Raw genomic sequence first — 25,089 nt, 5'->3', positions numbered from 1 at the left:
CAGGACATACGCAACGTGTCTGGCACGAGACCCGCTCACATCGCCGTCGTCAACCTGCCGATGCACGGGCACGTCAACCCGACCCTGGGGGTGGTCGAGGAACTGGTGCGGCGGGGCCACCGGGTCACGTACGCCATCACCGAGGACTTCGTGCACCAGGTGAAGGCCGCGGGCGCGGAACCGGTGGTCTACCCGGTGGACCGGGGAGACGGTACGGAACCGCCGGAGCGCCTGGCCGAGGGCTTCGCCCTGGCCGTCCACGCCTCCCTGGGCTCCCTCCCGGCGCTCACCCGCGCCTACGCCGCCGACCGCCCGGACCTGATCCTCTACGACGTCTACGGCTTCGCGGGCCTCGTCCTCGGCGCACAGTGGCGGATCCCCACGGTCCTCTTCTCCCCCACCCATCTGTTCTACGACGACATCGTCCCGGAACTCTTCGACGGCGCCCCCGGCCTCTCCGCGCTCCCCGGCTACGCCGACCTCGCCGCCGCCTTCGCACAGCGCGGCCTGGACAGCTCCCGCATCCACGAGATCGAGGCCGCCCCGTACGCCGTCGCCACCCTGCCCCGCACCTTCCAGCGCCGCCCGGAGACGGTGGCGGCCCGCCGCGTCGCCTACGTCGGCCCGGCCCTGGACGACCGCTCCTACCAGGGCACCTGGCGCCCGCCGTACCCGGATTCCCGCGTCCTGCTGATCTCGCTGGGCTCCCAGTTCACGCGCCGGCCGGACTTCTACCGCGCGTGCGTGGAGGCGTTCGCGGACGGCGACCACCATGTGGTGATGTCCGTGGGCCCCGGCGTCCCCCCGGACCAGCTCGGCCCGCTCCCCTCCCATGTCGAGGTGCACGAGCACGTCCCGCAGCTCGCCGTGCTCGCGCACGCGCGGGCGTTCGTCACCCACGCGGGGATGGGCGGCACCATGGAGGCCGTCCACCACGGCGTCCCGATGGTGGCGGTCCCGCAGATGGCCGAGCAGCGCGTGAACGCCCGCCAGATCGAGGAGCTGCGCCTCGGCATCCACCTCCCCCGCGAACAGGCCGGCCCCGAGGAGCTGCGCGCGGCGGTCCGGCGGGTGACGTCGGCGCCGGAGATCCGCGCCGGGGTCTCCGCCCTGCGCTCGGAGCTGTCCTACGCGGGAGGAGCGAGAACGGCGGTCGAACTGATCGAGGAAGCCCTTGAGGCGACCCCTTGACCCAGACCCTGGCGTCCGCGACCCGGCCGCACCTCTACAGCCGCCCGGTCCGCATGAGCGACCTGGACTCCTTCAACCATGTGAACAACGTCCGCCTCCTGGAGATGGTCCAGGACGCCCACATGGACCTCCTCTACCTCCAGCAGGGCCGCCCCGGCCAGGAGATCCGCCCCAGCATCGTCTACGCCCGCCACGAACTCGACTACACCGAGCCCCTGGTCCCCGAACCGGAACCGGTCACCATCCGCACCACGGTCACCTCGGTCCGCCGTGCCTCCTTCCACCTGATCAGCCACATCACGCGCGGCTCCCGCACGTACTGCACCTGCGTCAGCACCCTCGTCGCCTACGACCTGGCGGAACGGTGCCTGCGGCGACTGGACGAGGGGGAGCTGGGGGTGCTGGCGCGGTACACGGCGGCGCCGTGATCAACCGGCGTTCGCCACGTACACGGCGTACGGCAGCAGGACCGCGGGCAGGGTCAGCAGGCGGGGCATGAGCGGGCGTTCGGCGAGGCGGGGCCGGAGGTAGTCGTAGAGGAGCAGCAGGAGCCCGCTGACGACGCCGAACAGGATCAGCCCGATCAGCACGAACCCGCTGTCCTCGATCTGGTCGTACGTGCAGTTGTCCAGCCCGGGGAGCCGGAGGTCCTCCGTGCCGCAGTGCCCGTGCGCGACGTACCAGCGCGCGCAGAGCAGGGCGACGGCGGCCGGGAGCCCGATCAGCAGGTGCGCCAGCGTGTGGACGGCGTACTTCACCGGGCGGCGTGCGCGAGGAACTCCGCCCACGCGGCGGAGGCGACCTGGAAGCGGGGGCCCGTTTCGGGGTCGTTCTTGGAGTCACGGATGTGGATGCTGGTGGGGGCGACGGCTACTACTACGCAGGAGTCGCCCTCGGGGCCGTCGCTGTAGCTGCTCTTGAACCACACCAAGTCCTGGCTCATGTCTCTCCCAGCAGTTGCTCGATGAAGGCTGTCGACTCCCGTGGCGAGAGAGCCTGGGCCCTGATGGTGCTGTACCGAAGCTCCAGGATGCGGAGCTGCTTCGGCTCAGAGGTCGGGCGCCCGTTGAACGCGCCGTCGGAGCGCCCCACCGCCGTACCGTCCTCGAACTTCAGCACCTCGATCTTGCCGCTCAGTCCGGGGTGGGCCCCGGAGTCCGTCGGCATCACCTGAAGGGTGACGTTGCGCAACCCCGCCACCTCCAACAGGTGTTCGAGCTGTCGGCGCCACACCATTGTGCCTCCAACCCTTCGGCGCAGGCTCATCTCTTCCTGAACGAAGCTGAGCATCGGCGCCGGATCCCGTTCGAAGATCGACCGACGTCCCGTACGTGCGGCCACCAGCCGCTCCAACTCGGCTTCCGAATAGGCGGACTGGGACACTTCGAAGAGGGCGCGTGCGTGTTCCGGCGTCTGCAACAGGCCGTGGATGCTCAGCCCCACGTACACACCCATCTCAGCCGCCCTGGCCTCCAGTTCAGCCAGTTCCCGCACCTTCTTCGGATACTGGACCCTCTTGACGTCCTCCTTCATCGCCGAGAGCAACCCGCCCGCCCCCAGCACCTCGTCCGCCCTGTCCAGGAACTCGGGCCGGGGGATCCGCTTCCCGCCCTCGATCTTGTAGACCATGTCCTCGCCGTAACCGACCTTCTGGCCGAAGTCGGCGGCCCGCATCCCCACGGCCTCGCGACGCAGTTTCACCTGCCGTCCCACCGTGGCGACGACCGCGACGCCCCACTCGTCGTCCGGGTCCACCTCCCAACCCGGCTCGTCCACCTGTGCCATCCCGCGCCCTCCGCTCCACCGTCCCCGACAAGCCCGGACACCACCGGACAACGCACGGACAGTCACCGTACGCAACCGCCGTGTCACTGTTCACGGTAAGCACGGACGGCCACGCTAAGTGACGTGATTCGGAAATCCCCCCAACTCGACTCCCCCCTCCGCAACTTCGACGTGCGTCTGTCCCCCACCCCTCGCGGAGCCCGTCTCGCCCGGCTGATGGCGGCCGAACAACTCCGCTTCTGGGGACTCCCTTTGGACCCGGCGGAGTACATCGTGGCCGAGCTGGCGGCCAACGCGGTCACCCACGGACGCGTCCCCGGACGGGACTTCGGCCTCCTCCTCTACGTCATCGGCGACACCCTCCGCATCGAGGTCACGGACACGCGCGGTGACCGGATGCCGAGCCTCCGGCAGCCCACGGAGGACGCCGCGTCGGGCCGGGGCCTGCTCCTCGTGGACGCGTTGGCCGACCGCTGGGGGGTGTTCGAGGGGCTGCGGCCACGCAAGACGGTGTGGGCGGAAGTGCGTCTGGCACCGGAACCCGGGAACCCGTGCTCCGGTGCCACGGGCGGTCTCTTTCCCGCAAGAACCGAGGTGAAAGGACCCCACCAAGCCCCACCCCTCCCGCCCGCTGATCAAACTCACTCGGGCGAGTGAATATGCCCAACTCAACTGGATTTGGGAGGGGTTGCCTGCCTTACGCTCAGCGCGACCGAGCACCACCGCAGACATGCGGCCGAAAATGCGACGGCCCCCGCCGGGACTGCGAATCCCAATGCGAGGGCCTGACCACCGAGGAAGGCCAACTTCCCGATGGACACGGAAAACCCTAGCGCGCGCCACCACCGCACGTCCCGTAATCCGGGCAAAAACCACCCGCACGCGGGTGTGTCCCACGACAACGCCCGCCACACCACCCGCTTCACGGTGATCGGCAACCACCTCGCCCAGCACGAGGAGCTGTCCCTCCTGGCGATCGGGCTCGGTGTCCACATCCAGTCGCTGCCCAAGGGCGCCCGCGTCGACATCAAGTCGCTCGCCGCCCGCTTCCCCGAGGGCACGACCCGTATCGCCGGGGCGCTGCGCGAGCTGGAGACCCACGGCTACCTGCGCCGCGAGCGGGAGCGGATCCCCGGCGGCCGGATCATCACCCGCACGATCTCCTGCAACCGCCCCGGCCACCGGGACGAGCCCACCCCCGCCCCGCGCAAGCGCCCACCGGAGCCCCGTAAGGCCGCTCTCCCCGCCGTACCCCGGCCGTCGTACCCCGCCCCGGCCCTCCTCCACCAGGCCGTCGACCTCCTCGCCGGCCTCCGCGGCCACGACCCCCGTCTGCTGCTCTCAGCGACCGACGCCGAACACCTCGCCCCCGGCGTAGCCGCCTGGCTGGAACGCGACCTGACCCCCACCGCCGTACGCGAGGCCCTGACCAGGGATCTCCCGCAGGATCCCTTGCGCCGCCCCGCCGCCCTCCTGGCCCACCGCCTCACGGCCCAGCTCCCACCCCCACCCCCCTTCCGCCCACCCGCACCACCCCCGGCCGACCGCCACCCGCTGCGGAACTGCGACGGATGCGACCGAGCCTTCCGCGCACCCGAACCCGGACGGTGCCGTGCCTGCCGACCCTTTCCTCCCGGAGGCCGCCTAGCATGAACGTGACGATCCTTGCCCCTGGGCACAGACGAGGAGCGAGCGCCATGACCATCGCCCCGGACGACGCGCAGCAAGGCGCCTCCCTCCTCTACCGGGCCATGCGCGACTTCGTGGAGTCCACGGACGGCACCCTCCCCGGAAAGTTCGAAATCACCAAGGAAGGGATCGTCCTCGACATGATGTCGCCGGTGCGGCCGCATGAACTCACCGCACTCCGTCTCCGGAAACGCCTGGAGAAGGTCATGCCCGAGGAGATCGTGGCCCACACGGGCGAGCCTGATGTCGAGGTGGAACCAGAGGGCATCATGCGCCGCCCCGACATCATGGTGATCGCCGAGGCCGACATGGAGGGAGAGGGGTCCTTCGACCCCCGTACGCTCATCGCCGCCGTCGAGATCGTCTCCCGCTCCAACCCGGACAACGACTGGGTCACCAAGTTGCGCGACTATCCCCTGATCGGTGTCCCCGTCTACGCGATCTTCGATCCCCGTACCGGGACGGGCGCCGTCCTCACCGATATCCACCCCACCCCCGACGGCCCCCGCTACGCCACCCGTAAGGACTTCGTCTACGGGGAGGACGTCACCATCGGGGACTGGAGCATCTCCACCGAGAACCTCCCCCGCTACACCCCCTGATCACCGCACGGCCGAAGGCCCGGTCTCCGCCTTCTCCAGCCAGTCCAGGTACCAGCGGGTGAACGTCGTCGGGGTGCCGTCGGGCTCGCGGAGGGGTTCGAGGTCCGCGTCGTCGCAGCGAGGGTCGGACCAGACCGTGCCGCGGTGGACGCCGGTGACGACGAGCCACTCGCGCTGGGCGCAGCCCAGGTGGCAGATCGGTATCGCGCCGGCGGTCCGCTCGGGGGCGAACAGCGGGCCGTCGTACCAGCGCTCCTGCCACGCCTCGTACGCCTCGTCGAAGGCGTCCATGTCGTCGAAGGTCTCCTCGTCGGGCTGTTCGGCGAGGAGGGCGTCGACGAGCTCGGGGTCCGGGCCGTGCTCGGGGAACGGCCGGGCGAGCAGGGTCAGGTCGGCCAGGTCCGCGCCGTCGCCCTCCCAGCGCCAACGGCCGTCCACCCGCCGGAGGGGGAAGACGCCGTACGCGGGGCCCGCGCCGCCCGCGCCGACGTGCCGCAGGAAGGACCGGTACCCCTCCGGCAGCCGCACTCCGACCTGCGCCTCCAGGTCGGCGACCTCCGCCTCGGTGAGAGGCTCGTCCAACGCCCAGCCGTGCCCGAACGCCCCGAACACCTCACGGCTCGCCTCGCGGGAGCCCAGCTCCGCGACACGCCGCCGTACGCCCGTCCATGTCTCGTCGACCATGGAAAAACCGTACGCGCCGCCACTGACAACGGGCCCCGCCGGCCCTCACTCCGCCAGCGCCGCCTTCAGTTCACCTCTCTTCCTGATCCCCAGCTTCCGGTAGGCGCTGGTGAGATGGGTCTCGACGGTGCGGCGGGCCACGTGCAGGGCCTGCGCTATCTCCGTGTTCGTCCGGCCGTCCGCGGCCAGCTCGGCGATCCGGCGCTCGCTGCCGGTCAGGGCGGCGGAGCCGGTGTGGGCCGAGGTGGAGCGGCGGGCCCCCGCGGTGCGCAGGGCGTGCTCGGCGTAGGTCAGCAGCCGGACGCTGCCCAGCCGTTCGGCGCGTTCGGCGCCCTCGCGGAGCTGGTCGCGGCCACGGGCCCGCTCGCCGGAGGCGATCAGCTGGAATCCGTGCGCGAGGAGCGAGGCGACCAGCTCGGCCTCGGCCGGTGACTCCCGCAGGACGGCCACCGCCTCCTCGCCCAGCTCCAGCCCGCGCCGCCCCCGGGTGGCCCGGCCCAGGACACGCAGTGCCCGCCCGACCGTGCGCGGGGTGTTCCAGACGCGGGCCAGCCGCAGTTCCTCCTCCGCGAGGACCAACGCCTCCTGGGGGCTGCCGAGGGCCAGCCGGCATTCCGCGGCCGCCGTCCGCCACGGGGTGACGACCGGGCTGAACACCGCGCGGGCGGACTGGCGGCGGCCGCACTCCAGGAAGTCGTGCAGGGCTCCGGTGACGTCCCCCTCGGTGAACCGCAGCACGCCCCGCGCGTAGAGGAAGCGGTTGAGTTCCCAGGAGTCGCCGGCCCCGTTGAGGTCGAAGCCGTCGGCGAGCCGCCGGGCCTCCGCGGTGCGGCCGGTCTCGACGAACGCGAGCAGGGCGTGCGCGTCGGCGTTGGACGGGCCGGTGTGACGGGTGGGGGCGGTGGGGTGGGCGGCGAGCACGGTGTCGTAGGCGCCGCGGGCGGCGGCGATGTCGAGGCGGACGTCCGCCAGGGCCTGTTCCATCGGGTGCAGCAGCGAGGGGCGCTGCCCGGCGAGGCCCCGCTCCACGAGCCGTTCCGCGTCGTCGAGCTGGTCGGCCCACTGCGCGACGGCGGCGGCCGTGCCCAGCAGGAACGGCTCCGCGAGCGGGTCGGAGGGCTCCGTCAGCAGGGCGCGCAGCTGGCGCATCGCGTCCTGCGCGGAACCCTCCCCGGCCGTCGCCGCGTACCGCACGAGCAGCGCCTGGCCGGACGCGCCGACGAGTTCCGGGGCGTGTTCGGCGGTGTCGACGAGCCAGCGGTAGGCCTCCTGACGGACGGTCTGGTCCTGGTCGGACAAGAGCGTGGACGCGGTGTGCACGGTGCGGGCCAGCTCGGGGTGGTCGGCCAGCCTGCCCTCCAGCCGGTGCAGCATCTCCACCGCCGTACGGACCTCGCCGCGGCCCGCGAGGGCGGTGCCGAGCGCGATGGCGGTACGGACCCGGTCGCGGGGTTCGGCGGGCAGGTCGAGCGCCTCGGCGAGCCGGGGGATACCGGCCGGGGCGTCCGCGGAGGCGTACTCCAGGGAGCCCAGCTCGGTCAGCAGCCGTTGGCGTGTGTCGTCGGGGACGGGCTCCTGGATGGCTCGGCGCAGATACCGGACGGCGTCGTCGGGGCGGGTGTCGCGCACCGCCGCCGTCACGGCGTCCCGCAGCACGCGCGACACCCAGGGCAGGCCGACGGGGGCGCTGTCCAGCAGCTGCCGGGCCACGGCCTCGGCCCGGTCGCCGCGGCGCAGCATCGCCTCGGCGACCGCCCGGTGCGCGTCCTGCCTGCGGGCGGCGGGCCAGCCGGCGAGGACGGCGTCCCGCAGGAGCGGGTGCGCGTAGCGGGGGCGGCCGGAGCGGTCGGGGCGCAGCAGTCCGAGGCGGGCCATCGCGGTGACCCACCCGGCGACCCGCGCGGGGTCGGCCCCGCAGGCGTCGGCGATGAGAGCGGCGTCGTGCGCGGCGGCGCGCGGGTCGACGGTCTCCCGCACCCGGGCGGACGGCGACCCGTCGGCCAGGCAGTCGGCCCGCCCGTCGGTCGGGCAGTCCGTACGGCCGTCGGTCAGACAGTCGGTACGGCCGTCCGCCCGGCCCTCGGTCCGCCGGGCGGTCGGGCCGTCCGACCGGCCGTCGGTCCGGTGAGCCGCGCGTCCGTCCGCGCGTCCGTCCGTCTGTTCCAGCGCCGCCAGGGTGCGGGCCACCTCCGCCGTCGCCGGGCCCGCGGTGTCCAGCCACCAGGACACGGCGGCCGGGTAGGCGCCGGGGTACAGCGCGGCGCACGTCTCCGGCACGGCGGCCGGCGGGGCGCCGCCGAGGTCGTCGACGAGGGCGTGCAGCAGCAGGGGGCTGCCCGCCCCGGCGCGCACGAGATCCGCCGTCCACCGGGCGGAGGCCGCGGGGAAGGCGGCCCGGACCAGGCCGGTGGCGGCGGTGTCGGTGAGCGGGGCCAGGGTGTGGGTGCGGACCAGGGACGGGGAGAGGGTGTGGGTGAGGCCGACGGGCGCCGGGTCGATGTCGTACTGGCTGCGCTCGGTGGCCACCAGGAGTACCGGTAATCGGTCGACGCGCCGGGCGGCCTCCACGAACCAGCGACGCGACGCGTCGTCGGCGAGGTCGACGTCGTCCACGGCGACGACCAGCGGGCCCTCGGCGGCGTACGACCGCAGCAGCCGCCACAGCCGCGCCGCGCTGCCCCGGTCGTCCAGGCCGGGCGCCACGTCCGCGAACTCCGGTACCGGGCCCAGGAGATGGAGGACGGCGGAGAAGGGGACGGCGGTGTCCTCGGAGGAGCAGCGGGCGCGCAGCACCCGCAGCCCGCGCTCGGCCGCCCGCGCCACCGCGGTCTCCAGCAGGGCCGACCGGCCGGTGCCCGTGGCCCCGCGCAGCAGGACGAGCCGGCCGCTGCCCGCCAGCGCCCGTTCGGTCTCGGCCGCGAGCAGTGCCCGCGCGTTGTCGCGTTCCCGCAGCGGTCCGGTCATCTCTGCCTCCTGCTGTCGGACGTCCCTGGTGTGTACGACGGCGGACCGGACCACACCGTCCCTGTGGCGAGGCTCACGATGCCCCGTACACGCTCTCCACGAACCCTTCTGACCTGCGGTGATGCGGGGACACCGTGGTGCTGCGGCCGCTGCTCTCGTGGTCCGCCTCGTGGTGCTCCACGATTGCGGCCGCCCCACGGTTCGCAGAAGTCTGAAAGCGACGCACCCGCCACCGGTCCCCGCCGGACGGCGGGCCCATGACCCTGGGGGACTCGGTTGCTCAGCTCACCCCGGACACCGGACACCGGCACCACGACGGCCCGCCGGCGCATCCCCGTGTCCGTCCAGGCCCCGGACCCGATCTCCCGCGAGGGCGCCGTCAGCCAGTTGCGCGGCCGGCCGGAGATCGAGTTCCGCGACGATCCCTCGGCGGCCCCCGGCACGGTCGCGCTGCTCATCGAGGACACCCTCGACGAGGCGGCGCTGGCCCGGCTGCGGCGGATCTCGCGCGGTGAGGGCACCTGTGCGGTGCTCGTCGTCGGCACGATCCGCGAGACGGAACTGCTCGACGTCATCGAGTGCGGGGTGGGGGCGATCGTGTGGCGCCGCGAGGCCACCGCGCACCGGCTGGTGCAGGCGGTGCTGGCGGCCTCGCGCGGCGACGGCGACCTGCCGGCCGATCTGCTCGGCCGGCTGATCAGCCAGGTCGGCACCCTGCACCGGGGCGCGGCAGGGCGGCCGGGCGCGCCCTCGCTGGGGCTCGCGCCACGGGAGGTGGACGTCCTGCGCCTGGTCGCCGAAGGCCTCGACACCGGAGAGATCGCCAGCAAGCTGTCCTACTCGGAACGGACCGTCAAGAACGTGATGCACGGACTCACGACACGCCTGCATCTGCGGAACCGGGCGCATGCCGTGGCATATGCCCTCAGGGAAGGCTACATCTGACCGAACGGACACTCGAAGGAGGACACGCGGGCAGCGTGTCGTGCCCGGCCACCGACCCCGGCGCGCCTACGGAACCGTGAGCGCCCGGGAGACGATCGGCAACAGGCGTCCGACGTACGGTGATTGAGGAGCGCGACGGTGATCCACGAGGTCGACGAGGTCCTCAAGGGACTGCTCGGCGGTGGCGCGCTGACCGGCTCCGACATCGACGTGTCCTTCGAGGCCCCCACCCGCGACTGGGCTGCCCGCCGCAACGCCCCTGTCGTCAACGCCTACTTGTACGACATCCGGGAGGACGTCTCCCGCCGCCAGCGCGGCCAGGTCGCGGTGCGCGACGAGCGGAACGTGGTGACGAAACGCCGCCAGCCGCCGCGCTGGTTCAGGCTGTCGTACCTGGTGACCGCGTGGACGAAGACCCCGCAGGACGAACACCGGCTGCTGTCGGCCGTGCTGGCCAACCTGCTACCCCGCGAACTGCTCTCCGCCGAGGAACTGCCCGGCTCGCTCGGCGCGTTGGGGCTGTCGGTGCCGGTGAACGTGGCCGGCGTACAGACCGAGTCCCGGTCCCTCGCCGAGATCTGGTCCGCCCTGGGCGGCGAACTGAAGCCCTCCCTGGACCTGGTGATCACGGCGCCCTTCCCGGCGTACCCCGAGTACGACGCCGGGCCGCCGGTCACCGAGGGCGCGGCGGTCCGCGTCCGCGGCATGGACGGCGACCCGCCGGGGGACGGGGAGCGCGCGCACCGGCCGCACCAGGTGGCCGCGGCCCGCGCCGCGCGCGAGGACCGCCGGTGACGGACGCGCTGCTCACCCGGCTCGCCGCCCTGCGCGACCGGGTCGCGGCCCTGGTCGAGCACCGTGCCGCGGGCGACCCGACGGCCGACGACCCGCTGCGGGGCCTGTATCTGTCCGAGGAGGCGGTACGGCATCTGCTGGACCGGACGCCGACGGCGGCCGGGCATCCGGCGCAGGCCGGGGCGGCGAGCCCCGGGGCCGGCGACCCGCTGACCGCCCTCGCCCACCGCCTCCCGCTGAGCGACCTCGACGTCACCGTCCTGCTCATCGCCCTCGCCCCGGACCTGGACCGCACCTTCGAGTCGCTCTACGGCTACCTCAACGACGACGTGAGCCGGCGCCGGGCGACCGTCGGGCTCGCCCTCGATCTGTGCGGGGCGCCCGCGCACCTCGCGCCGGCCCGCGCCCGCTTCCACCCCTCGGCACCGCTGTGCGCGCTCGGCCTGCTGGAGATCGAGGAGCCCGAACGGCCCTTCCTGTCCCGCTCGTTGCGTGTACCGGACCGGCTGCTCGCCCACCTTCTGGGCGACGACACCCCGGACGCCGCCCTGCACGGCCACCTCGGCCCCCTGCCCCCGCCGTTCCCGGCCGATGACAACGGTGAGACCGCCGCCTTCGTCCAGCGGCTGGCCAAGCGGCTGCTGGACGGACCCCTCACCGCCTACCTCCGCGAGCACCGCGAGGGCGACGGGCCGGCCGCCCTGGCCACCGCCCTGGACCTCGCCGGCCGTCCGGCGCTGCGCTTCACCGGCCCCGCCGAGCGCGTCCCCGATCTCCTGCGCGAGGCCCGCCTCGGCGGCCGGGCCGTCGTCCTGTCCGGCCTCCCGGACCGGCCGGGCGCCCTGGTCGCCGAGCTGACCGCCGCGACGGACGTGACGGTCCTGCTCACCGACCCCCGCCCCTACGACCCGCACTGGTCCCCGCACGACCCCCTGGTCCTGGACGCCCCACGCCGCCGGGCGGGCGGCACGGGCGCGTGGACGACGGGCCTCGGAGCCACCGGGACCACAGAGACCACGGGAATCACGGGGACCACAGGCTTCGACCTCGCCTCCGCGGTCGCCCCCTACCGACTCGGCGGCGACCGGGCCCTGCGCGCCGCGCACGCCGCCCGGGCGCTCGCCGACTTCGAGGGCACCCCGCTCAGCGCGGACCATGTGCGGCTGGCCGCCCGTCAGCAGTCGGCCTCCGGTCTGGAGCGGCACGCCCGCCGGATCCGGCCCGCCGTCGGCTGGGAGGACCTGGTGCTGCCCGAGCGGCCCCTCACCCAGCTCCACGAGCTGGCCCTGCGCGCCCGCCACCGCGACCGTGTCCTCGGCGACTGGCGGCTCAGCGCGGGCGGCGGCCGGGGCCGGGGCGTGCTGGGCCTGTTCGCCGGCGAGTCCGGCACCGGGAAGACGCTGTCCGCCGAGGTGGTGGCCGCCGAACTCGGCCTCGACCTCTACGTCGTCCAGCTCTCCTCCGTCGTCGACAAGTACGTCGGCGAGACCGAGAAGAACCTCGAACGCATCTTCACCGAGGCCGACCGCACCGACAGCGTGCTCCTCTTCGACGAGGCCGACGCCGTGTTCGGCAAGCGGTCGGAGGTGAAGGACTCGCACGACCGGTACGCCAACATGGAGAGCGCCTACCTGCTGCAACGCCTGGAGTCCTTCGACGGCATCGCGCTGCTCACCACCAACCTGCGCGCCAACATCGACGAGGCGTTCACCCGCCGGCTCGACCTGGTGGTCGACTTCCCGTTCCCGGACCCGGGGCAGCGGCTGGCGCTGTGGCGGCACGGACTGTCCCATGTGCCGTGCACCGACGGGGTGGATCCCGCCCCGCTGGCCCGGGAGTTCGAGCTGGCGGGCGGTTCGATCCGCAGCGCGGTGGTCACCGCCGCCTACCTGGCCGCCGGACGCGACGGTCGGGTGGGTGACGGCGATCTGCTGGAGGGGGCCCGCCGCGAGTACCGCAAGGCGGGCCGCCTGGTGCCCGGAGAGGCCAGCTGGTAGGCCACGGCAGCCGACCGGTGGGCCGGAACGGCCTCCGCTACCCCTTGCGCCACTTCTGGTTCGGGGTGCCCGAGCACGTCCACAGCTGGAGGTCGGCGCCGTTGCCGGTGCCGTTGTCCTTGACGTCCACACACTTGTCGGCCTGCGGGTTCACCAGGTCACCGGCCTGGCTGAGCACGAACTGCTGGGCGGGGTTGCCGCTGCACCGGGCCAGCTGGATGACCGCGCCGTCCTCGCGCGAACCCCAGGCGACGTCCATGCACATCCCGACGGACCGTACGGTGCCGTCGCCCCGGAACTCCCACTTCTGGTTGGCGGACCCGGCGCAGTCCCAGATCTGGAGCGGGGTGCCGTCCTTGCCCTTGCCGTTCTGGGCGTCGGGGACGTCGACACACCGGTTCGACGCCTGGCCGATGATCAGATCGCCGGCCGCCTCGGGCTCCTCCTCGTCGCCGGAACCGTCGCCGGAACCGCCGCCACCGCCGCTCCCTCCCGACCCGGAGGAACCGCCGGAACCCGAACCGGATCCGGACCCCGATCCCGACCCGCCGGCGTCGTCCTGGGCCGGCGCGGAGGGCGCCTCGACATCGGGCAGGGCCTCGGCGGAGGCGTCCACCTTCGGCGCGGAGGGCGCCGACGCGATCGGACTGGGCAGCGCGGTGCTGCCGGCCTCCGCGAGCTTCTCGGAGGCACCGCTGTTGACCGCCGGCTTGTACGCCAGCCAGATCATGACGAACGCGATCGCCAGCGCCACCGAGACGCTCAGCGCGGTCGCCAGCCACCTCGGCAGGAACCCACGCTGCACGAACGTCCCGTCCACCGACAACGGCACCGCGCCCGAGCGCTGCACGTTCAGCGCGTAGGGCCGCAGCTCCTTCGACCCGAACCAGATGATCTGCCGGGGCCGCAGCGTGGTGTCCACGAAGACGGCCCGTCCGGGCTCGATCTGCACATTGCCGGGCCGGAACTCGTAGCCCAGGTTGTCGCCCGTGTCGGAGCCCGTGACGGACGCGGTGAGCCGGGTGTTGCCGAGGTTGTCGATCGCCAGCCGCGGCCGGCCCCGGAAGCGCCCCTTCACGGTCGGCGGGACCAGCTCCGCGCGCACCTCCGTGAACGGGGTGACCGTCAGGTTGCCCTCGGGGACCGTGACCGCGTCCGGATGCTCGGTCGGCGTGATCCGCACCGCGTACGGGTTCGGACCCGCCGCCGCGTCCGGGGTGCGCGGCGGGGCGAACGTCAGCTCGACCGTGCCCGTCGTCCCCGGGAAGAGCCGCAGCGTCGGCGGCTCCACCGTCGTCCAGGGCGCCACGCTCCCCACCGGCTCGAAGCGGTACTCGTCGACGACGTCACCGGTGTTGCGCACCCGCAGACGCACGGTCGTGCTGCCACCGGGGTCCACGGTCGCGGCCGCCGGTTCCAGAGAAGTCCACAGAGTCACCCGACGGGCCCTTTCGACGATTTCGGAGAGAGCGGCGGTTTCATACGGTGAACCGGACCGCTTCCAGCTGGAGCTTGTCGCCCATGGGGCTGCCGCCGTACTTCCAGCCGCCCGGTTCGGTGCACCCCACGCCCAGCCAGCCCCGGTCCCTGATGTGCGGGTTGAAGCAGACGGAGCCGTCCGGGGTCTTGATCGTGAAGCCCTGGAGCGGCGAGAGCGCCTCCTTGGTGCTGCCGATGTACATGTCGACCCCGTCGGCGGCGTTGGACCACTTGTCGCCGGTGTACCAGCCCTCGTTCACATGGGCGCCGTTGCCCGTGACCCCGCCGGTCGCCACCGTGGCGATGTTCAGCGCCTTGATGGGCAGGTTCTGGCCGGTCGTGCCCGCGATCGCGCCGTCGCACACCGGGTCCTGCCAGCCCTGGTCCGCCACATAGGCGCGGTAGCAGACGTGCCGCCCGTCGCTGCGCGCGGCGAGCTTCTGCACGGCGTCGGCGGCCGTCTCCGGCTCCGGCGCCTGCTCCTCCTCCTCGCCCTCGCCGCCCGACCCGGAGTCGCCGCCGCCGGCGCTGTCCCCGCTCTTGTCCTCGGGGACCGACGGGGCGGCCGGCTCGCTCACGGCGGGCGCCGAGGGCGCGCTCGGTGCCGGCGCCGACGGCGTGGGCAGCGCGGTGACCTCCGCCTGCGCGGCCTTCTCCGTCGCCAGGGTGCGCACCTGCGGCTTGTACGCCAGCCAGATCATGACGAACGCGATCGCCAGCGCCACCGAGACGCTCAGCGCGGTCGCCAGCCACCTCGGCAGGAACCCGCGCTGCACGAACGTCCCGTCCACCGCCAGCGGCTGCGCCCCCGACCGGCGCACCGTCAGGCTGTACGGCTGCTCCTCCTTCGACCCGAACCAGATGATCTGCCGGGGCCGCAGCGTGGTGTCCACGAACACCGCCCGCCCCGGCTCGATCTGCACACTGCCCGGCTGGAGTTCGTACGAAAGCCGGTCGCCGTTGTCGCTGCCGCTGAGGGAGGCGGTGACCCGGGTGTTGCCGACGTTGTCGATCGCCAGCCGGGGGCGGCCCCGGAAGCGCCCCTTCACGGTCGGCGGGACCAGCTCCGCGCGCACCTCCGTGAACGGGGTGACCGTCAGGTTGCCCTCGGGGACCGTGACCGTGTCCGGATGCTCGGTCGGCGTGATCCGCACCGCGTACGGGTTCGGACCCGCCGCCGCGTCCGGCGTGCGCGGCGGGGCGAACGTCAGCTCGACCGTGCCCGTCGTCCCCGGGAAGAGCCGCAGCGTCGGCGGCTCCACCGTCGTCCAGGCGGCCACGGGGCCGACCGGCTCGAAGCGGTACTCGTCGACGACGTCACCGGTGTTGCGCACCCGCAGACGCACCGTGGTCCGGCTGCCCGGATCGACGGTGGCGGAGGCGGGTTCGAGGGAGGTCCACATCAGTCAAGGTCCAGGTGGCTCGGCAGTCGACGGCTGGTGATCCAGCCGTACCGGAGCGGGCGGGCGCGGCGGAAGGACCGCACGGGCAGTCTCCGGGGCAACGCGTCCACCTCACCCGTGCGCGGCGGAGACCACCTTGCCCCTGCGGGCAGCGGTCATGCCCCCGGACGTGCACCCCAGGCCGTTTCGGGGGACGCGCTTCGCGCGTGACGGTGAGAGATGTCCTGACGCGTACCCCGAGGAGAGCACAGCATGCCGTCCTACCTGTCGCCCGGCGTATACGTCGAGGAGGTGGCCAGCGGCTCCCGCCCGATCGAGGGAGTGGGCACCTCGGTGGCGGCCTTCGTCGGGCTCGCCCCGACCGGCCCGCTGAACGAGCCCACCCTGGTGACCAACTGGACCCAGTACGTGGCGGCCTTCGGTGACTTCACCGACGGGTACTTCCTCGCGCACTCCGTCTACGGCTTCTTCAACAACGGCGGTTCCGCCGCCTACGTCGTCCGGGTGGGCGGTTCCCCGGCCGGCGCGGCCGGGGACGCCAAGTCCCCGGCGGCGGTGGGCACGTCCGCCGCGCCCGCCGCGCTGCCGGCCGGTGAGCCGAAGCAGCTCGGCACGTTCACCGTGACGGCCGTGGCGCCCGGCAACCTGAGTGTGGAGGTCGCCGACGCGGAGGGCGAGGGCCCCGCCGAGCGGTTCAAGCTGATCGTCAAGGACGGCGACCAGCCCGTCGAGACCTTCGACGTGTCCGCGAAGAAGGGCAACCGCGCCTACGTCGTCACCCAGGTCAAGGAGCGCTCGCGGCTGATCACCGTGGCCGAGGCCGCGCCCGCCGCGCAGCTGGCACGCCCGGAGAACCAGACGGTCGCCCTTCCCGCCACGTCCGCCGCCGCCCCCGCCGTGCCGGCCGCGGCCGAGAGCGCCCCGGTGGGCCCGGCCCAGTACCTGGGCGACAGCGCCGACCGCACCGGCTTCGGCGGCCTGGAGGCCGTCGACGAGGTGTCCATGGTCGCGGTGCCCGACCTGATGGCCGCCTACCAGCGCGGCGCGATCGACCTGGAGTCCGTCAAGGCCGTCCAGCTCGGCCTGATCGCGCACTGCGAGCTGATGGGCGACCGCGTCGCGATCATCGACCCGCCGCCCGGCCTGAACGCCCGCCAGATCCGCGTCTGGCGCCAGGAGACGGCCGGCTACGACTCCAAGTACGCCGCCCTCTACTACCCCTGGATCAAGTCCTTCGACCCGGCCGCCGGCCAGGCCCGGCTGATCCCGCCGAGCGGCCACGTGGCCGGCGTCTGGGCCCGCAACGACTTCGAGCGCGGTGTGCACAAGGCGCCGGCGAACGAGGTCATCCGCGGCGCCGTGGACCTGGAGATCCAGATCACCCGCGGCGAGCAGGACCTGCTGAACCCGATCGGCGTGAACTGCATCCGCGCGTTCCCCGGCCGGGGCATCCGCGTCTGGGGCGCCCGCACACTGGCCTCGGACCCGGCCTGGCGCTACCTGAACGTCCGCCGGTACTTCAACTACCTGGAGGAGTCGATCCTGATCGGCACCCAGTGGGTGGTGTTCGAGCCGAACGACCACGCGCTGTGGGCCCGGATCCGGCGCAACGTCTCCGCGTTCCTCGTCAACGAGTGGCGCGCGGGCGCCCTCTTCGGCGCCCGGCCCGAGGAGGCGTTCTACGTCAAGTGCGACGAGGAGACCAACCCGGCGGAGTCGGTCGACGTCGGCCGGGTGGTGTGCGAGATCGGTATCGCGCCGGTCAAGCCGGCCGAGTTCGTGATCTTCCGGCTGGCGCAGTTCTCCAGCGGGAGCGGGGAGCTGGAGGAGTAGGCCGGCTCCGGCCCGTACGCGTATCCCCTGCCTCCCCCACTTCACTTAGAAGGAAAGCCAGATGAGTCTCCAGCCGGGTGACGCCCTCACATCGCACAATTTCGGGCTCCAGATCGACGGCGTGATGGTCGAGTACCTCGCCGAGGTCAGCGGTCTCAGCCTCGAACAGGACGTCATCGAGTACCAGCAGGTCTCCGCGCAGGGCAAGCCGGTCACCAAGAAGCTGCCGGGCGTGAAGAAGGCCGGCACCTGCACGGTCGTCCGCGGTATGACCCAGTCCGCCGCGTTCAACCAGTGGATCACCGAGTCGATCAACGGCGTGATGGGCACGGCCCGCAAGAACGCCACGATCATGGTGATGGACTACCAGAACAATCCGGTCAAGCGGTACAACATGCGCAACGCCTGGTGCAGCAAGATCGACACCAGCACCGTGAAGGCGGGCGAGGCGGCGGCGCTGACCGAGACCGTGACGATCACGTTCGAAGAACTGGTCATCGAGTAATGCGGCGTACGGCTGTGCGGGGGCCGCAGGCGGTCGGGGAGCAGGCGCAGGCCCAGGAGGCCGACCCGCTCCCGTCCGCGGCGGCGCCCGCGCCGGCCCCGGTGCGGCAGCAGCTGCGGACGGAGTTCCCCTTCGAGCTGCCGCGCGGCTACGTCGACGAGGCGGGCACGGTCCACCGCGACGGCGTGATGCGGCTGGCCACGGCACGGGACGAACTCGTCCCGCTCCGGGACATCCGCGTCCAGGAGAACCCCGCGTACCTGTCGGTGGTCCTGCTCGGCCGGGTCATCACCCGCCTGGGCACACTGCCCCTGGTGCACGACGGGGTGGTGGAGAACATGTTCGCCTCCGACCTGGCGTTCCTTCAGGACTTCTACCGCCAGATCAACGCCGAGGGCCACACCCGCGCCTCGGTGGAGTGCCCGCACTGCGCGGAGCCCTTCGAGGTGGAACTGGGCGGGAGCCGCCTGGGGGAATCGTGACGTACGCGACCGACCGACTGCACGAGGAGATCGCGTACGTCGCCTACCACTTCCACTGGCCCCTGGACGACATCCTCGACCTCGAACACGACGACCGCCGCCGCTACACCGGGCACATCGCCTCACTGGTGACGCGGGGCGGGGCGGAGGGCTGAGACATGGGGTTCCTGGATCGGCTGCGGCGTGGACGAGCGGGCGGGGCACCGGCGGACGCGGGGTCCGGCGGTACGGGCGCGGAGGTGAGCGCCGAGGCGAGCGCGGCGGCGAGCCCGGTGGCGCGGCCGCTCGCACCGGCCGCGTGGACCGGGCTGCCGCCCCTGCGGCGGGCGGTGGGCGAAGCCGCGGCGGGCGTCGCCGACGCCGGGTTCGGCGGCCGGCTGGCCACCTGGCAGAACCCGGCCCTCACCCGCACCCACGCACACACCGTCCTCGGCGCCGGACCGTCCGCCCGCATGGGCTCCCTGCCGGCCGGCCCGACCCGAGCGGAGCCTTCGGCGGCACCGGCCGCCGCGGGTCCGGCTCCGCATCCGGGCGCGCTTCCGACGTCGGGGGCGGGGGCGGGTGTGCCCGTTCCGGTGCAGCGGTTGGCGCGGCCGCGGGTGACGCCGTCGTTCGCCGTGCCGGCCGCGGGGGCGGTGGCTCCGCCTTCGGCAGGGGCCCCCACCAGGACAGTGGCTCCCGCACCGGGCCGGGCGGTCATGCCCGGGCAGGCAGGGGCGAGTGCGGGGGCGGTGCCTCCCGCACAGGCTCGGACGGGGCTGACCGGGTCAGCTATGGCTGAGGCGTCTACGTCGCCTCGGAGTGGGGTGTCCGCGTCTCCTCGGAGTGGGGTTTCTGCGTCTCCTCGGACTGGGGTTTCTGCGTCTCCTCGGAGTGGGGTGTCTGCGCCGGTTCGGGCGGGGGTGCCTTTCGTGGCTCGGGCGGTGGCTTCCTCACCTGCGCCGACCGGGACGTCCGCGCCGACCGGGACGTCCGCGCAGACCGGGACGTCCGCGCAGACCGGGACGTCCGCGCAGACCGGGGCGTCCGCGCCGGTTCGGGCCGATGCGCCGACTCGGGCCGATGCGCCTTTCGTGGCGCGGGCGGTGGCACCCGGGGCGGCTCCCACGAGGGCTCCTTCGTTGACCCGGGCCGTGGCACCTGCGTCGCCTCGGACGGTGGCTTCCGCACCGGCGCGGACGGTGGCTTCCGCACCGGCGCGGGCGGTGACTTCCTCGCCGGAACCGACGGTGACTCCTGCGCCGGAGCCGACGAGGGCACCTTCGCCTGCCCAAGCGGTGGCACCCGCGCCGGGCCGGACCGTGGCCCCTGCACCCGCGCGGACGGTGACTCCCTCGCCCGAGCCGACAGGGGCGCCTTCACCCGCCCGGGCCGCGGCACCTGCGCCGGCTCGGACCGTGGCCCGTGCACCGGAGCGGACGGTGACTCCCTCGCCGGAACCGACGGTGACTCCTGCGCCGGCGCAGACGGTGACTCCTGCGCCGGAGCCGACGAGGGCACCTTCGCCTGCCCAAGCGGCGACACCTGCGCCTCCCCGGACGGGGACGCCGTCACCGACCCAGGCGGTCCCGCCTTCGTCGGCCCGGACGGCATCCTCCGCGCCGAGCCGGTCGTCGGCGGCTGCCTCGCCCCGGGCGGCGGTGCCTGTGCAGACGCGCTCCGCGACCCTGCCCACGGCCCCTTCCCCGACCCCGGCGGGGACGCCACCGCTGCCCCCCACGGCAGTACCCTCCCCTGCCTCCACGGTGCCCACTTCGCCGACCCCGCCGGCACCCGCACCCTCGGCACAGGCGGCGATCCCCGTACAGACCCGCCCGACGGGCCCCTCCGCAACCCTGCCCACGGCACCTCCCCAGACCCCTGCGGGGACGCCCGCGCCGCCCCCCGCCTCGCCGGCCCCGGCGACACCCGCACCCTCGACACAGGCCGCGATCCCCGTACAGACCCGCCCGACGGGCCCCTCCGCAACCCTGCCCACGGCACCTCCCCAGACCCCTGCGGGGACGCCTCCGCTGCCGCCGACGGCAGTACCGTCCCCCGCCTCGCCGACCCCGCCGGCACCCGCGCCCTCGGCACAGGCCCCGATCCCCGTGCAGACCCGCCCGACGGGCCCCGCCTCGACGGACGCCGCGTCTCCGGCCCGGTCGACGCCTCCCGCGCAGGTCCGCCCGGCAGCCCCGTCCCCGAGCGAGCCGGCATCCACCCCGTCGACCCAGGCACCCCTCCCGGTGCAGACCCGCCCGGCGCGGTCGTCCTCCGCTTCCTCGTCCCGGCCCGCGGTCCCCGTACAGACCCGCCCCGCGAGCCCGCCCGCACCGCCCCGGACGGTGGCGGCCTCCTCGCCCGCCCGAACAGCCATACCCGGGCAGACCTCCCCCAGCCCGTCCCCCCGTCCGGCGGAGCCCACGGCGGCCCGTCCCGTTCCGCCGTCCCCGGCACCCCTGCAACGGCGTACGCCGCCCGGCGGTGGTCCGGCCCCCGTCGAGGCAGCGTCGGCGGCGACCGGTGGAACTCCCGTGCCCCGTTCCGAGCCGAACGGCGGCACCACGGCACCCTCGTACGACCCCGTACCGCTCCAGCGCGCGGCACGCGAGGCCACCCCGACGCCGGCCGCGCCGGCCGCGCCGTACTCCGCCGCCCCCGTCACCGCGCCCCGCGCGGCCGGGTTCACCGCCCCGTCGCCGGGCCCGGCGTCCGTCCAGCGAGCCGTACGCCGCTCGGGACTGGGCGCTCCCGTCACGCTTCCGCTCACCACGCCGCGAGCGACGTCACCCGGGACTCCGGCCGCCGCGCCCCGCCCCCGGCTCGGCGCCCCCCTCACCGCCCACCCCACCCCTACGACCCCGCTCGCGCCGCCCCAGGTCCAGCACACCCCCGCGCCCGCCCCGACCACCGTCACCCCGCTCCCGGTCCAGCGCACCCGGGCGCTCCCGGCACCCGTCGCCGTACCCCAGGAGCCCACCCCGACGACCGTCATCCCGTTCCCGGTCCAGCGCACCGACGCACCCGCTCCGGCACCCGTCGCCGTACCCCTGGAGCCCACCCCGACCACCGTCACCCCCCTCCCGGTCCAGCAGCCCCCGACGGCCCCCGTGCAGCGCCGCGCCGCCACCGCCCCCTCCGTCGCCGTCCCCCTGCGCCGCACCACCCCCGGCGCACTCCCCGTCCCGGTCGTCCACCCCCGCCCGGCCGCGACACCCACCCCGACTCCCCCCGGGGCCCCGGCCCCCGCCCTGCCCGTCCAGCGAGCGCCGGCCCATCTCCCCACGCCGTCCGCACTCCCCCATGCCCCGGCCCCCGCCCCCACCGTCCAGCGAGCGCCGGCCCGCCTCCCCACGCCGCCCGCCCCTCCCGCACTCCCCAAGCCGCCGCCCCCGCCGCCCCCGCCGCCCCCGCAGCGCCCCACCACCGGCCACCCGCCCTCCGCAGCGGCCGTCTCCCACGCCCCCGGCTTCGACCCCCGTTCGCTCACCGACTTCCAGCTCGACGAGCTCACCCACCGTCTGACCGGCCGTATCACCCGTCTCCTGCGGACCGAACTCCGCCTCGACCGCGAACGCATCGGCAGACTCCGCGACCCTCGCAACTGACCGGCACGACCACCCGCCCCGAACACCCCGCGCGCCCCAGAAAGGCCAGGCCCCTCGATGTCCCGCGATCTCGACCCGGGCTCCACCATCTTCTTCACCCTGACCATCGACGGCGAGAGCCTCGGGTACTTCAACGGGTGCGAGGGACTGTCCTCCCAGGTGGAGATCGAGCACCGCCAGGAGGGCGGGAACAACGGCTTCGTGTGGGCGCTCCCCTCCCGCGTCACGTTCTCCAACATCCGGCTGACCCGCCCCCTCACCCCGGACACCTCCAAGGTGGCGAAGTGGATCTCCTCGGTCACCACCGGCGTGACCCGGCCCACCGCCCAGATCGCCGCGCTGCGCGCGGACGGCTCGGAGGTCGCCCGCTGGGGGCTGATCGACGTCCTGCCGGTGAGCTGGCAGGGCCCCTCCCTGGACCCCGCGAACCCGGGCGTCGCCACGGAGGTCCTGGAGATCACCCACCACGGGTTCACGGACTAGGCCGGAAGGGGCCCACGCACATGGCCAAGGGAAGCAGGGGCGGCGCCGGGAAGAGCCTGGTCCGCGCCACGCTGGCGATCCACGAACCGCCGGTCGGCACCAGCACCACCCCGGGCGGTCTGATCCGGTCGTTCGGATTCGACTTCAACCCGGCGCAGTTGCAGCTGGGCCGGCGCGCCCAGTGGAAGGTGACCCCGACCGCCGCCGTCCGCGACGGCTCGAAGCCGGAGTTCATGGGCCCGGAGCCCCGTGAGATGAGCGTCGAGATCTTCCTCGACACCTCCGACGAGCCGGGCAGCAACTCCGTGCTGAAAAAGGTGGAATCGCTCCTCGAGTGCTGCGAGGTCACCACGAAGAGCATCGCCGCCGAACAGCCGTCGCCGCCCTGGGTGGTGTTCCAGTGGGGCTCGTTCTCCACGGCCCGTTTCACGTCGTACGTGAGCAGTGTGGACGTGTCGTACTCCCTGTTCGGCACGACCGGTGTCCCGATCCGCGCGACCTGCCAGATCCGGCTGCACGAGATCCCCAGCAAGACGCAGGGCCAGAACCCGACCTCCGGCGCCCTGACCGCGCAGCGGGTGCACCGGGTGGTGGCCGGGGACTCGCTCCAGTCGCTGGCCTGGCGCGAGTACGGCGACACCTCGGCCTGGCGGGCCATCGCCGAGGCGAACGACATCGACGACCCCGCCCGGCTGCCCACCGGCGTCGAGCTGGTCCTGCCGGCCGCCGGGGAGGTGGGTCACTGATGGTGCAGTCCGCGTTCTCCAGCATCATCAAGGTCAGCCTCGGCGGACGGCCGCTGCCCGCCGACTTCGCCCCGCTGCTGGTGGAGGGCTGGGTCGACCAGGGGCTCGGGGTTCCGGCCGCGTTCCGGCTGACGTTCCGCGACCCGTACCGGCTGGTCCTCGGCAAACTGGGGGTGAAGTTCGGGACGCCGGTGGTCCTCACCCCGGTCGCCGACGGACAGGGCGCCTCCGACCCCCTGCTCACCGGTGAGGTCTGCGGCCTGGAGGCCGACTACGACGGCACCGGCTCGTTCACCGTGATCCGCGGCTACGACCACGGCCACCGGCTGATGCGGCAGCGGCGGGTCGCCGCGTACCGCAACCAGAGCGCCTCCGACATCGCCCGCAAACTGTCCGCGCAGGCCGGTGTGCCGGTCGGCCGGATCCAGTCGACCAAGACCGTCTACGAGTTCATCTCCCAGGCCAATGTCACCGACTGGGACTTCCTCGCCCGGCTCGCCGACGAGAACGAGATGGTGATGTCGGTCGACGCGAAGGGGAAGTTCCAGTTCGTCAGGCCGGACCCGGCGTCCGGGGCGCCGCCGACCTCCACCCCCGGCGAGAAGAGCCCGTACGTGCTCGAGGCCGGTACCGACATCCTGCGGCTGCGGTCCGCCGTCACCTCCGCCGAGCAGGTCGCCACGGTCGAGGCGCGCGGCTGGGACGTGACCACCAAGAAGAAGCTCGTCGCCACCGCGCCCGCCACCACCAACCCCGGTATCAGCATCGGTACGACCCCGGGCGAGGCCGCGGGCAAGTTCAAGCCCGCCAAGCTGGTCGACGCCCAGACGCCGTACGACCGGCAGTCGGAGGTGAAGTTCGCCGCGGAGGCCCTCGCCGACGACGTCACCGGCTCCTTCGCGGAGCTGGAGGTCATCGCGCGCGGCACCCCGAAGCTCCGCCCCGGTCTGCCGGTCACCCTCGCCGACGTCGGCGCGCCCTTCGAGGGCAAGTACACCGCCACCTCCGTACGGCACGTCTTCGGCGACGGCAAGCACTACGAGGCGTGGGTGACGGTCAGCGGCCGGCAGTGGCGGTCGCTGTACGGGCTCGCCTCCGGCGGCGGGGGCGTGACGAACGGCCTCCATCTCCCCGGCACCACCAACGCCCTGGTCACCGATGTCCAGGACCCCCTCAAGCAGGGCCGGGTGAAGCTCCAGTTCCCGTGGCTGGACGACACCTACATCTCCGACTGGACGCGGGTCGTGCAGTGGGGCGGCAAGGACGGCGGGTCGATCTTCCCGCTGGACGTGGGCGACGAGGTGCTGGTCGCCTTCGACCGGGGCGCCCTCGACCACCCGTACGTCATCGGCGGCCTCTACAACGGCAAGGACCAGCCGACCCCGGTCAAGGACGTGCCCCTGCACGACGGCGCCCGCCGCCGCGCCGCCCGGCACACCCTCTCCGACCGCGACGGCAACCGGGTCGACCTGCTCAGCCAGAAGACCGGCGGCCGCAAGCAGGGCGTGCGGGTGACGTCCGGCGACGACCGGCTCGTCATCAACCTGGACCGCACCAGGACCGAGATCACCATCGACAGCAAGGGCACGGTCAGCATCACGGGCAGCCGCTCGGTGTCCGTCGAGGCCGGCACCGACCTCACGCTCAGCGCGGGCCGCAAACTCACCATCAAGAGCGGCGGGCTGCTCGACATCCGCGGCACCGGCATGGTCAACCTCAAATCGCTGACCAGCGTGGTGTCCGTGGACGCGCTGGGGGCGCTCAGCCTCAAGGCGGGCGGCGCCGCGACGCTCACCGCGGGCGGCACCGCGCAGATCAACGCCGCCGCCAACGTGGGCATCCGGGCCGCCACCCTCATGCTCCAGGGCGCCGTCCTCGTCAACGCCAAGCCGTACCCGCTGCCGTGACCCGCGCCG

The 25,089-nt window shown here is 73.6% G+C and carries 23 protein-coding genes; 16 read left to right on the top strand and 7 right to left on the bottom strand.

Features of this window, described 5'->3' with window-relative positions:
* Positions 1 to 15 precede the first annotated feature (15 nt).
* A complete protein-coding gene (locus IE275_RS30760; RefSeq protein ID WP_189715125.1) occupies positions 16 to 1,191 on the top strand; it encodes a macrolide family glycosyltransferase in 1,176 nt (391 codons plus the stop codon).
* Positions 1,188 to 1,619, top strand: coding sequence for an acyl-CoA thioesterase (locus IE275_RS30755; RefSeq protein ID WP_189715123.1), 432 nt, complete (start codon positions 1,188 to 1,190; stop codon positions 1,617 to 1,619). The genes IE275_RS30760 and IE275_RS30755 overlap by 4 nt, the downstream gene beginning before the upstream one ends.
* Here IE275_RS30755 and IE275_RS30750 read toward each other — a convergent pair whose 3' ends face one another.
* Genes IE275_RS30750 through IE275_RS30740 form a run of 3 tightly spaced genes read right to left on the bottom strand, consistent with a single transcriptional unit; the run spans position 1,620 to position 2,976 of the window.
* Positions 1,620 to 1,979: a hypothetical protein gene (locus tag IE275_RS30750; protein WP_229870722.1), complete on the bottom strand. Its 360-nt coding sequence runs from the start codon at positions 1,977 to 1,979 to the stop codon at positions 1,620 to 1,622.
* Complete coding sequence (locus tag IE275_RS30745; protein WP_189715121.1) at positions 1,946 to 2,134, bottom strand: DUF397 domain-containing protein; 189 nt, start codon at positions 2,132 to 2,134, stop codon at positions 1,946 to 1,948. The genes IE275_RS30750 and IE275_RS30745 overlap by 34 nt, the downstream gene beginning before the upstream one ends.
* Positions 2,131 to 2,976, bottom strand: coding sequence for a helix-turn-helix domain-containing protein (locus IE275_RS30740; protein ID WP_189715119.1), 846 nt, complete (start codon positions 2,974 to 2,976; stop codon positions 2,131 to 2,133). Before IE275_RS30740 ends, IE275_RS30745 begins: the two co-directional genes overlap by 4 nt.
* A gap of 123 nt (positions 2,977 to 3,099) precedes the next feature.
* Here IE275_RS30740 and IE275_RS30735 point away from each other — a divergent pair, with 123 nt between their 5' ends.
* From IE275_RS30735 to IE275_RS30725, 3 genes are all read left to right on the top strand, one after another.
* Positions 3,100 to 3,633: an ATP-binding protein gene (locus IE275_RS30735; protein WP_189715117.1), complete on the top strand. Its 534-nt coding sequence runs from the start codon at positions 3,100 to 3,102 to the stop codon at positions 3,631 to 3,633.
* A 156-nt stretch (positions 3,634 to 3,789) separates the two neighbouring features.
* The gene (locus IE275_RS30730; RefSeq protein WP_189715115.1) at positions 3,790 to 4,629 is read left to right on the top strand and encodes a helix-turn-helix domain-containing protein; all 840 of its coding nucleotides are present in this window, start codon (positions 3,790 to 3,792) and stop codon (positions 4,627 to 4,629) included.
* A 44-nt stretch (positions 4,630 to 4,673) separates the two neighbouring features.
* The gene (locus IE275_RS30725; protein WP_189715113.1) at positions 4,674 to 5,267 is read left to right on the top strand and encodes a Uma2 family endonuclease; all 594 of its coding nucleotides are present in this window, start codon (positions 4,674 to 4,676) and stop codon (positions 5,265 to 5,267) included.
* Here the strand turns inward: IE275_RS30725 and IE275_RS30720 are convergent, their stop codons facing one another.
* Both IE275_RS30720 and IE275_RS30715 read right to left on the bottom strand, forming a co-directional pair.
* Complete coding sequence (locus IE275_RS30720) at positions 5,268 to 5,951, bottom strand: SMI1/KNR4 family protein (protein WP_189715111.1); 684 nt, start codon at positions 5,949 to 5,951, stop codon at positions 5,268 to 5,270.
* A gap of 45 nt (positions 5,952 to 5,996) precedes the next feature.
* A complete protein-coding gene (locus tag IE275_RS30715) occupies positions 5,997 to 8,915 on the bottom strand; it encodes a helix-turn-helix transcriptional regulator (protein ID WP_189715109.1) in 2,919 nt (972 codons plus the stop codon).
* A 276-nt stretch (positions 8,916 to 9,191) separates the two neighbouring features.
* Between IE275_RS30715 and IE275_RS30710 the strand changes: the two genes are divergently transcribed.
* The 3 genes from IE275_RS30710 to IE275_RS30700 all read left to right on the top strand — a co-directional run bounded on the left by IE275_RS30710 (position 9,192) and on the right by IE275_RS30700 (position 12,652).
* Entirely contained in the window at positions 9,192 to 9,860 is a 669-nt protein-coding gene (locus IE275_RS30710) for a helix-turn-helix transcriptional regulator (RefSeq protein ID WP_189715106.1), read from the top strand.
* A gap of 138 nt (positions 9,861 to 9,998) precedes the next feature.
* Positions 9,999 to 10,655, top strand: coding sequence for a Pvc16 family protein (locus tag IE275_RS30705; RefSeq protein WP_189715104.1), 657 nt, complete (start codon positions 9,999 to 10,001; stop codon positions 10,653 to 10,655).
* The gene (locus IE275_RS30700) at positions 10,652 to 12,652 is read left to right on the top strand and encodes an ATP-binding protein (RefSeq protein WP_189715102.1); all 2,001 of its coding nucleotides are present in this window, start codon (positions 10,652 to 10,654) and stop codon (positions 12,650 to 12,652) included. The genes IE275_RS30705 and IE275_RS30700 overlap by 4 nt, the downstream gene beginning before the upstream one ends.
* A 37-nt stretch (positions 12,653 to 12,689) precedes the next feature.
* Here IE275_RS30700 and IE275_RS30695 read toward each other — a convergent pair whose 3' ends face one another.
* Together IE275_RS30695 and IE275_RS30690 are read right to left on the bottom strand one after the other, a co-directional pair.
* Positions 12,690 to 14,090 (bottom strand): ricin-type beta-trefoil lectin domain protein, encoded by a 1,401-nt coding sequence (locus IE275_RS30695; protein ID WP_189715100.1) that lies wholly within the window; start codon positions 14,088 to 14,090, stop codon positions 12,690 to 12,692.
* A gap of 40 nt (positions 14,091 to 14,130) precedes the next feature.
* Complete coding sequence (locus IE275_RS30690) at positions 14,131 to 15,534, bottom strand: hydrolase (RefSeq protein ID WP_189715098.1); 1,404 nt, start codon at positions 15,532 to 15,534, stop codon at positions 14,131 to 14,133.
* 252 nt (positions 15,535 to 15,786) lie between these two features.
* Between IE275_RS30690 and IE275_RS30685 the strand changes: the two genes are divergently transcribed.
* The 8 genes from IE275_RS30685 (at position 15,787) to IE275_RS30650 (ending at position 25,080) form a co-directional block, all read left to right on the top strand.
* The gene (locus IE275_RS30685; protein ID WP_189715096.1) at positions 15,787 to 17,367 is read left to right on the top strand and encodes a phage tail sheath subtilisin-like domain-containing protein; all 1,581 of its coding nucleotides are present in this window, start codon (positions 15,787 to 15,789) and stop codon (positions 17,365 to 17,367) included.
* Between the two features lie 61 nt (positions 17,368 to 17,428).
* Positions 17,429 to 17,872 (top strand): phage tail protein, encoded by a 444-nt coding sequence (locus IE275_RS30680; protein WP_189715094.1) that lies wholly within the window; start codon positions 17,429 to 17,431, stop codon positions 17,870 to 17,872.
* Entirely contained in the window at positions 17,872 to 18,354 is a 483-nt protein-coding gene (locus IE275_RS30675; RefSeq protein ID WP_189715092.1) for a hypothetical protein, read from the top strand. The genes IE275_RS30680 and IE275_RS30675 overlap by 1 nt, the downstream gene beginning before the upstream one ends.
* Complete coding sequence (locus IE275_RS30670; protein WP_189715090.1) at positions 18,351 to 18,509, top strand: DUF6760 family protein; 159 nt, start codon at positions 18,351 to 18,353, stop codon at positions 18,507 to 18,509. Before IE275_RS30675 ends, IE275_RS30670 begins: the two co-directional genes overlap by 4 nt.
* A 2,361-nt stretch (positions 18,510 to 20,870) precedes the next feature.
* Positions 20,871 to 21,944: a hypothetical protein gene (locus IE275_RS30665; RefSeq protein WP_189715088.1), complete on the top strand. Its 1,074-nt coding sequence runs from the start codon at positions 20,871 to 20,873 to the stop codon at positions 21,942 to 21,944.
* Between the two features lie 57 nt (positions 21,945 to 22,001).
* Positions 22,002 to 22,427 (top strand): phage tail protein, encoded by a 426-nt coding sequence (locus IE275_RS30660; protein ID WP_189715086.1) that lies wholly within the window; start codon positions 22,002 to 22,004, stop codon positions 22,425 to 22,427.
* Between the two features lie 20 nt (positions 22,428 to 22,447).
* Entirely contained in the window at positions 22,448 to 23,173 is a 726-nt protein-coding gene (locus tag IE275_RS30655; RefSeq protein ID WP_189715084.1) for a CIS tube protein, read from the top strand.
* Positions 23,173 to 25,080: a VgrG-related protein gene (locus IE275_RS30650; protein ID WP_189715082.1), complete on the top strand. Its 1,908-nt coding sequence runs from the start codon at positions 23,173 to 23,175 to the stop codon at positions 25,078 to 25,080. The genes IE275_RS30655 and IE275_RS30650 overlap by 1 nt, the downstream gene beginning before the upstream one ends.
* Positions 25,081 to 25,089 lie beyond the last annotated feature (9 nt).

The sequence above is a fragment of the Streptomyces phaeofaciens genome (assembly GCF_014648915.1).
GTDB lineage: Bacteria > Actinomycetota > Actinomycetes > Streptomycetales > Streptomycetaceae > Streptomyces > Streptomyces phaeofaciens.
This window is presented reverse-complemented; position numbering and strand designations above follow the sequence as displayed.

What these genes read in the sequence shown, in the direction of transcription:
- IE275_RS30745 (WP_189715121.1), bottom strand. Translation starts at nt 2,134, where the DNA reads ATGAGCCAGGACTTGGTGTGGTTCAAGAGCAGCTACAGCGACGGCCCC.
- IE275_RS30740 (WP_189715119.1), bottom strand. Translation starts at nt 2,976, where the DNA reads ATGGCACAGGTGGACGAGCCGGGTTGGGAGGTGGACCCGGACGACGAG.
- IE275_RS30730 (WP_189715115.1), top strand. Translation starts at nt 3,790, where the DNA reads ATGGACACGGAAAACCCTAGCGCGCGCCACCACCGCACGTCCCGTAAT.
- IE275_RS30725 (WP_189715113.1), top strand. Translation starts at nt 4,674, where the DNA reads ATGACCATCGCCCCGGACGACGCGCAGCAAGGCGCCTCCCTCCTCTAC.
- IE275_RS30720 (WP_189715111.1), bottom strand. Translation starts at nt 5,951, where the DNA reads ATGGTCGACGAGACATGGACGGGCGTACGGCGGCGTGTCGCGGAGCTG.
- IE275_RS30715 (WP_189715109.1), bottom strand. Translation starts at nt 8,915, where the DNA reads ATGACCGGACCGCTGCGGGAACGCGACAACGCGCGGGCACTGCTCGCG.
- IE275_RS30690 (WP_189715098.1), bottom strand. Translation starts at nt 15,534, where the DNA reads ATGTGGACCTCCCTCGAACCCGCCTCCGCCACCGTCGATCCGGGCAGC.
- IE275_RS30685 (WP_189715096.1), top strand. Translation starts at nt 15,787, where the DNA reads ATGCCGTCCTACCTGTCGCCCGGCGTATACGTCGAGGAGGTGGCCAGC.
- IE275_RS30680 (WP_189715094.1), top strand. Translation starts at nt 17,429, where the DNA reads ATGAGTCTCCAGCCGGGTGACGCCCTCACATCGCACAATTTCGGGCTC.
- IE275_RS30675 (WP_189715092.1), top strand. Translation starts at nt 17,872, where the DNA reads ATGCGGCGTACGGCTGTGCGGGGGCCGCAGGCGGTCGGGGAGCAGGCG.
- IE275_RS30660 (WP_189715086.1), top strand. Translation starts at nt 22,002, where the DNA reads ATGTCCCGCGATCTCGACCCGGGCTCCACCATCTTCTTCACCCTGACC.
- IE275_RS30655 (WP_189715084.1), top strand. Translation starts at nt 22,448, where the DNA reads ATGGCCAAGGGAAGCAGGGGCGGCGCCGGGAAGAGCCTGGTCCGCGCC.
- IE275_RS30650 (WP_189715082.1), top strand. Translation starts at nt 23,173, where the DNA reads ATGGTGCAGTCCGCGTTCTCCAGCATCATCAAGGTCAGCCTCGGCGGA.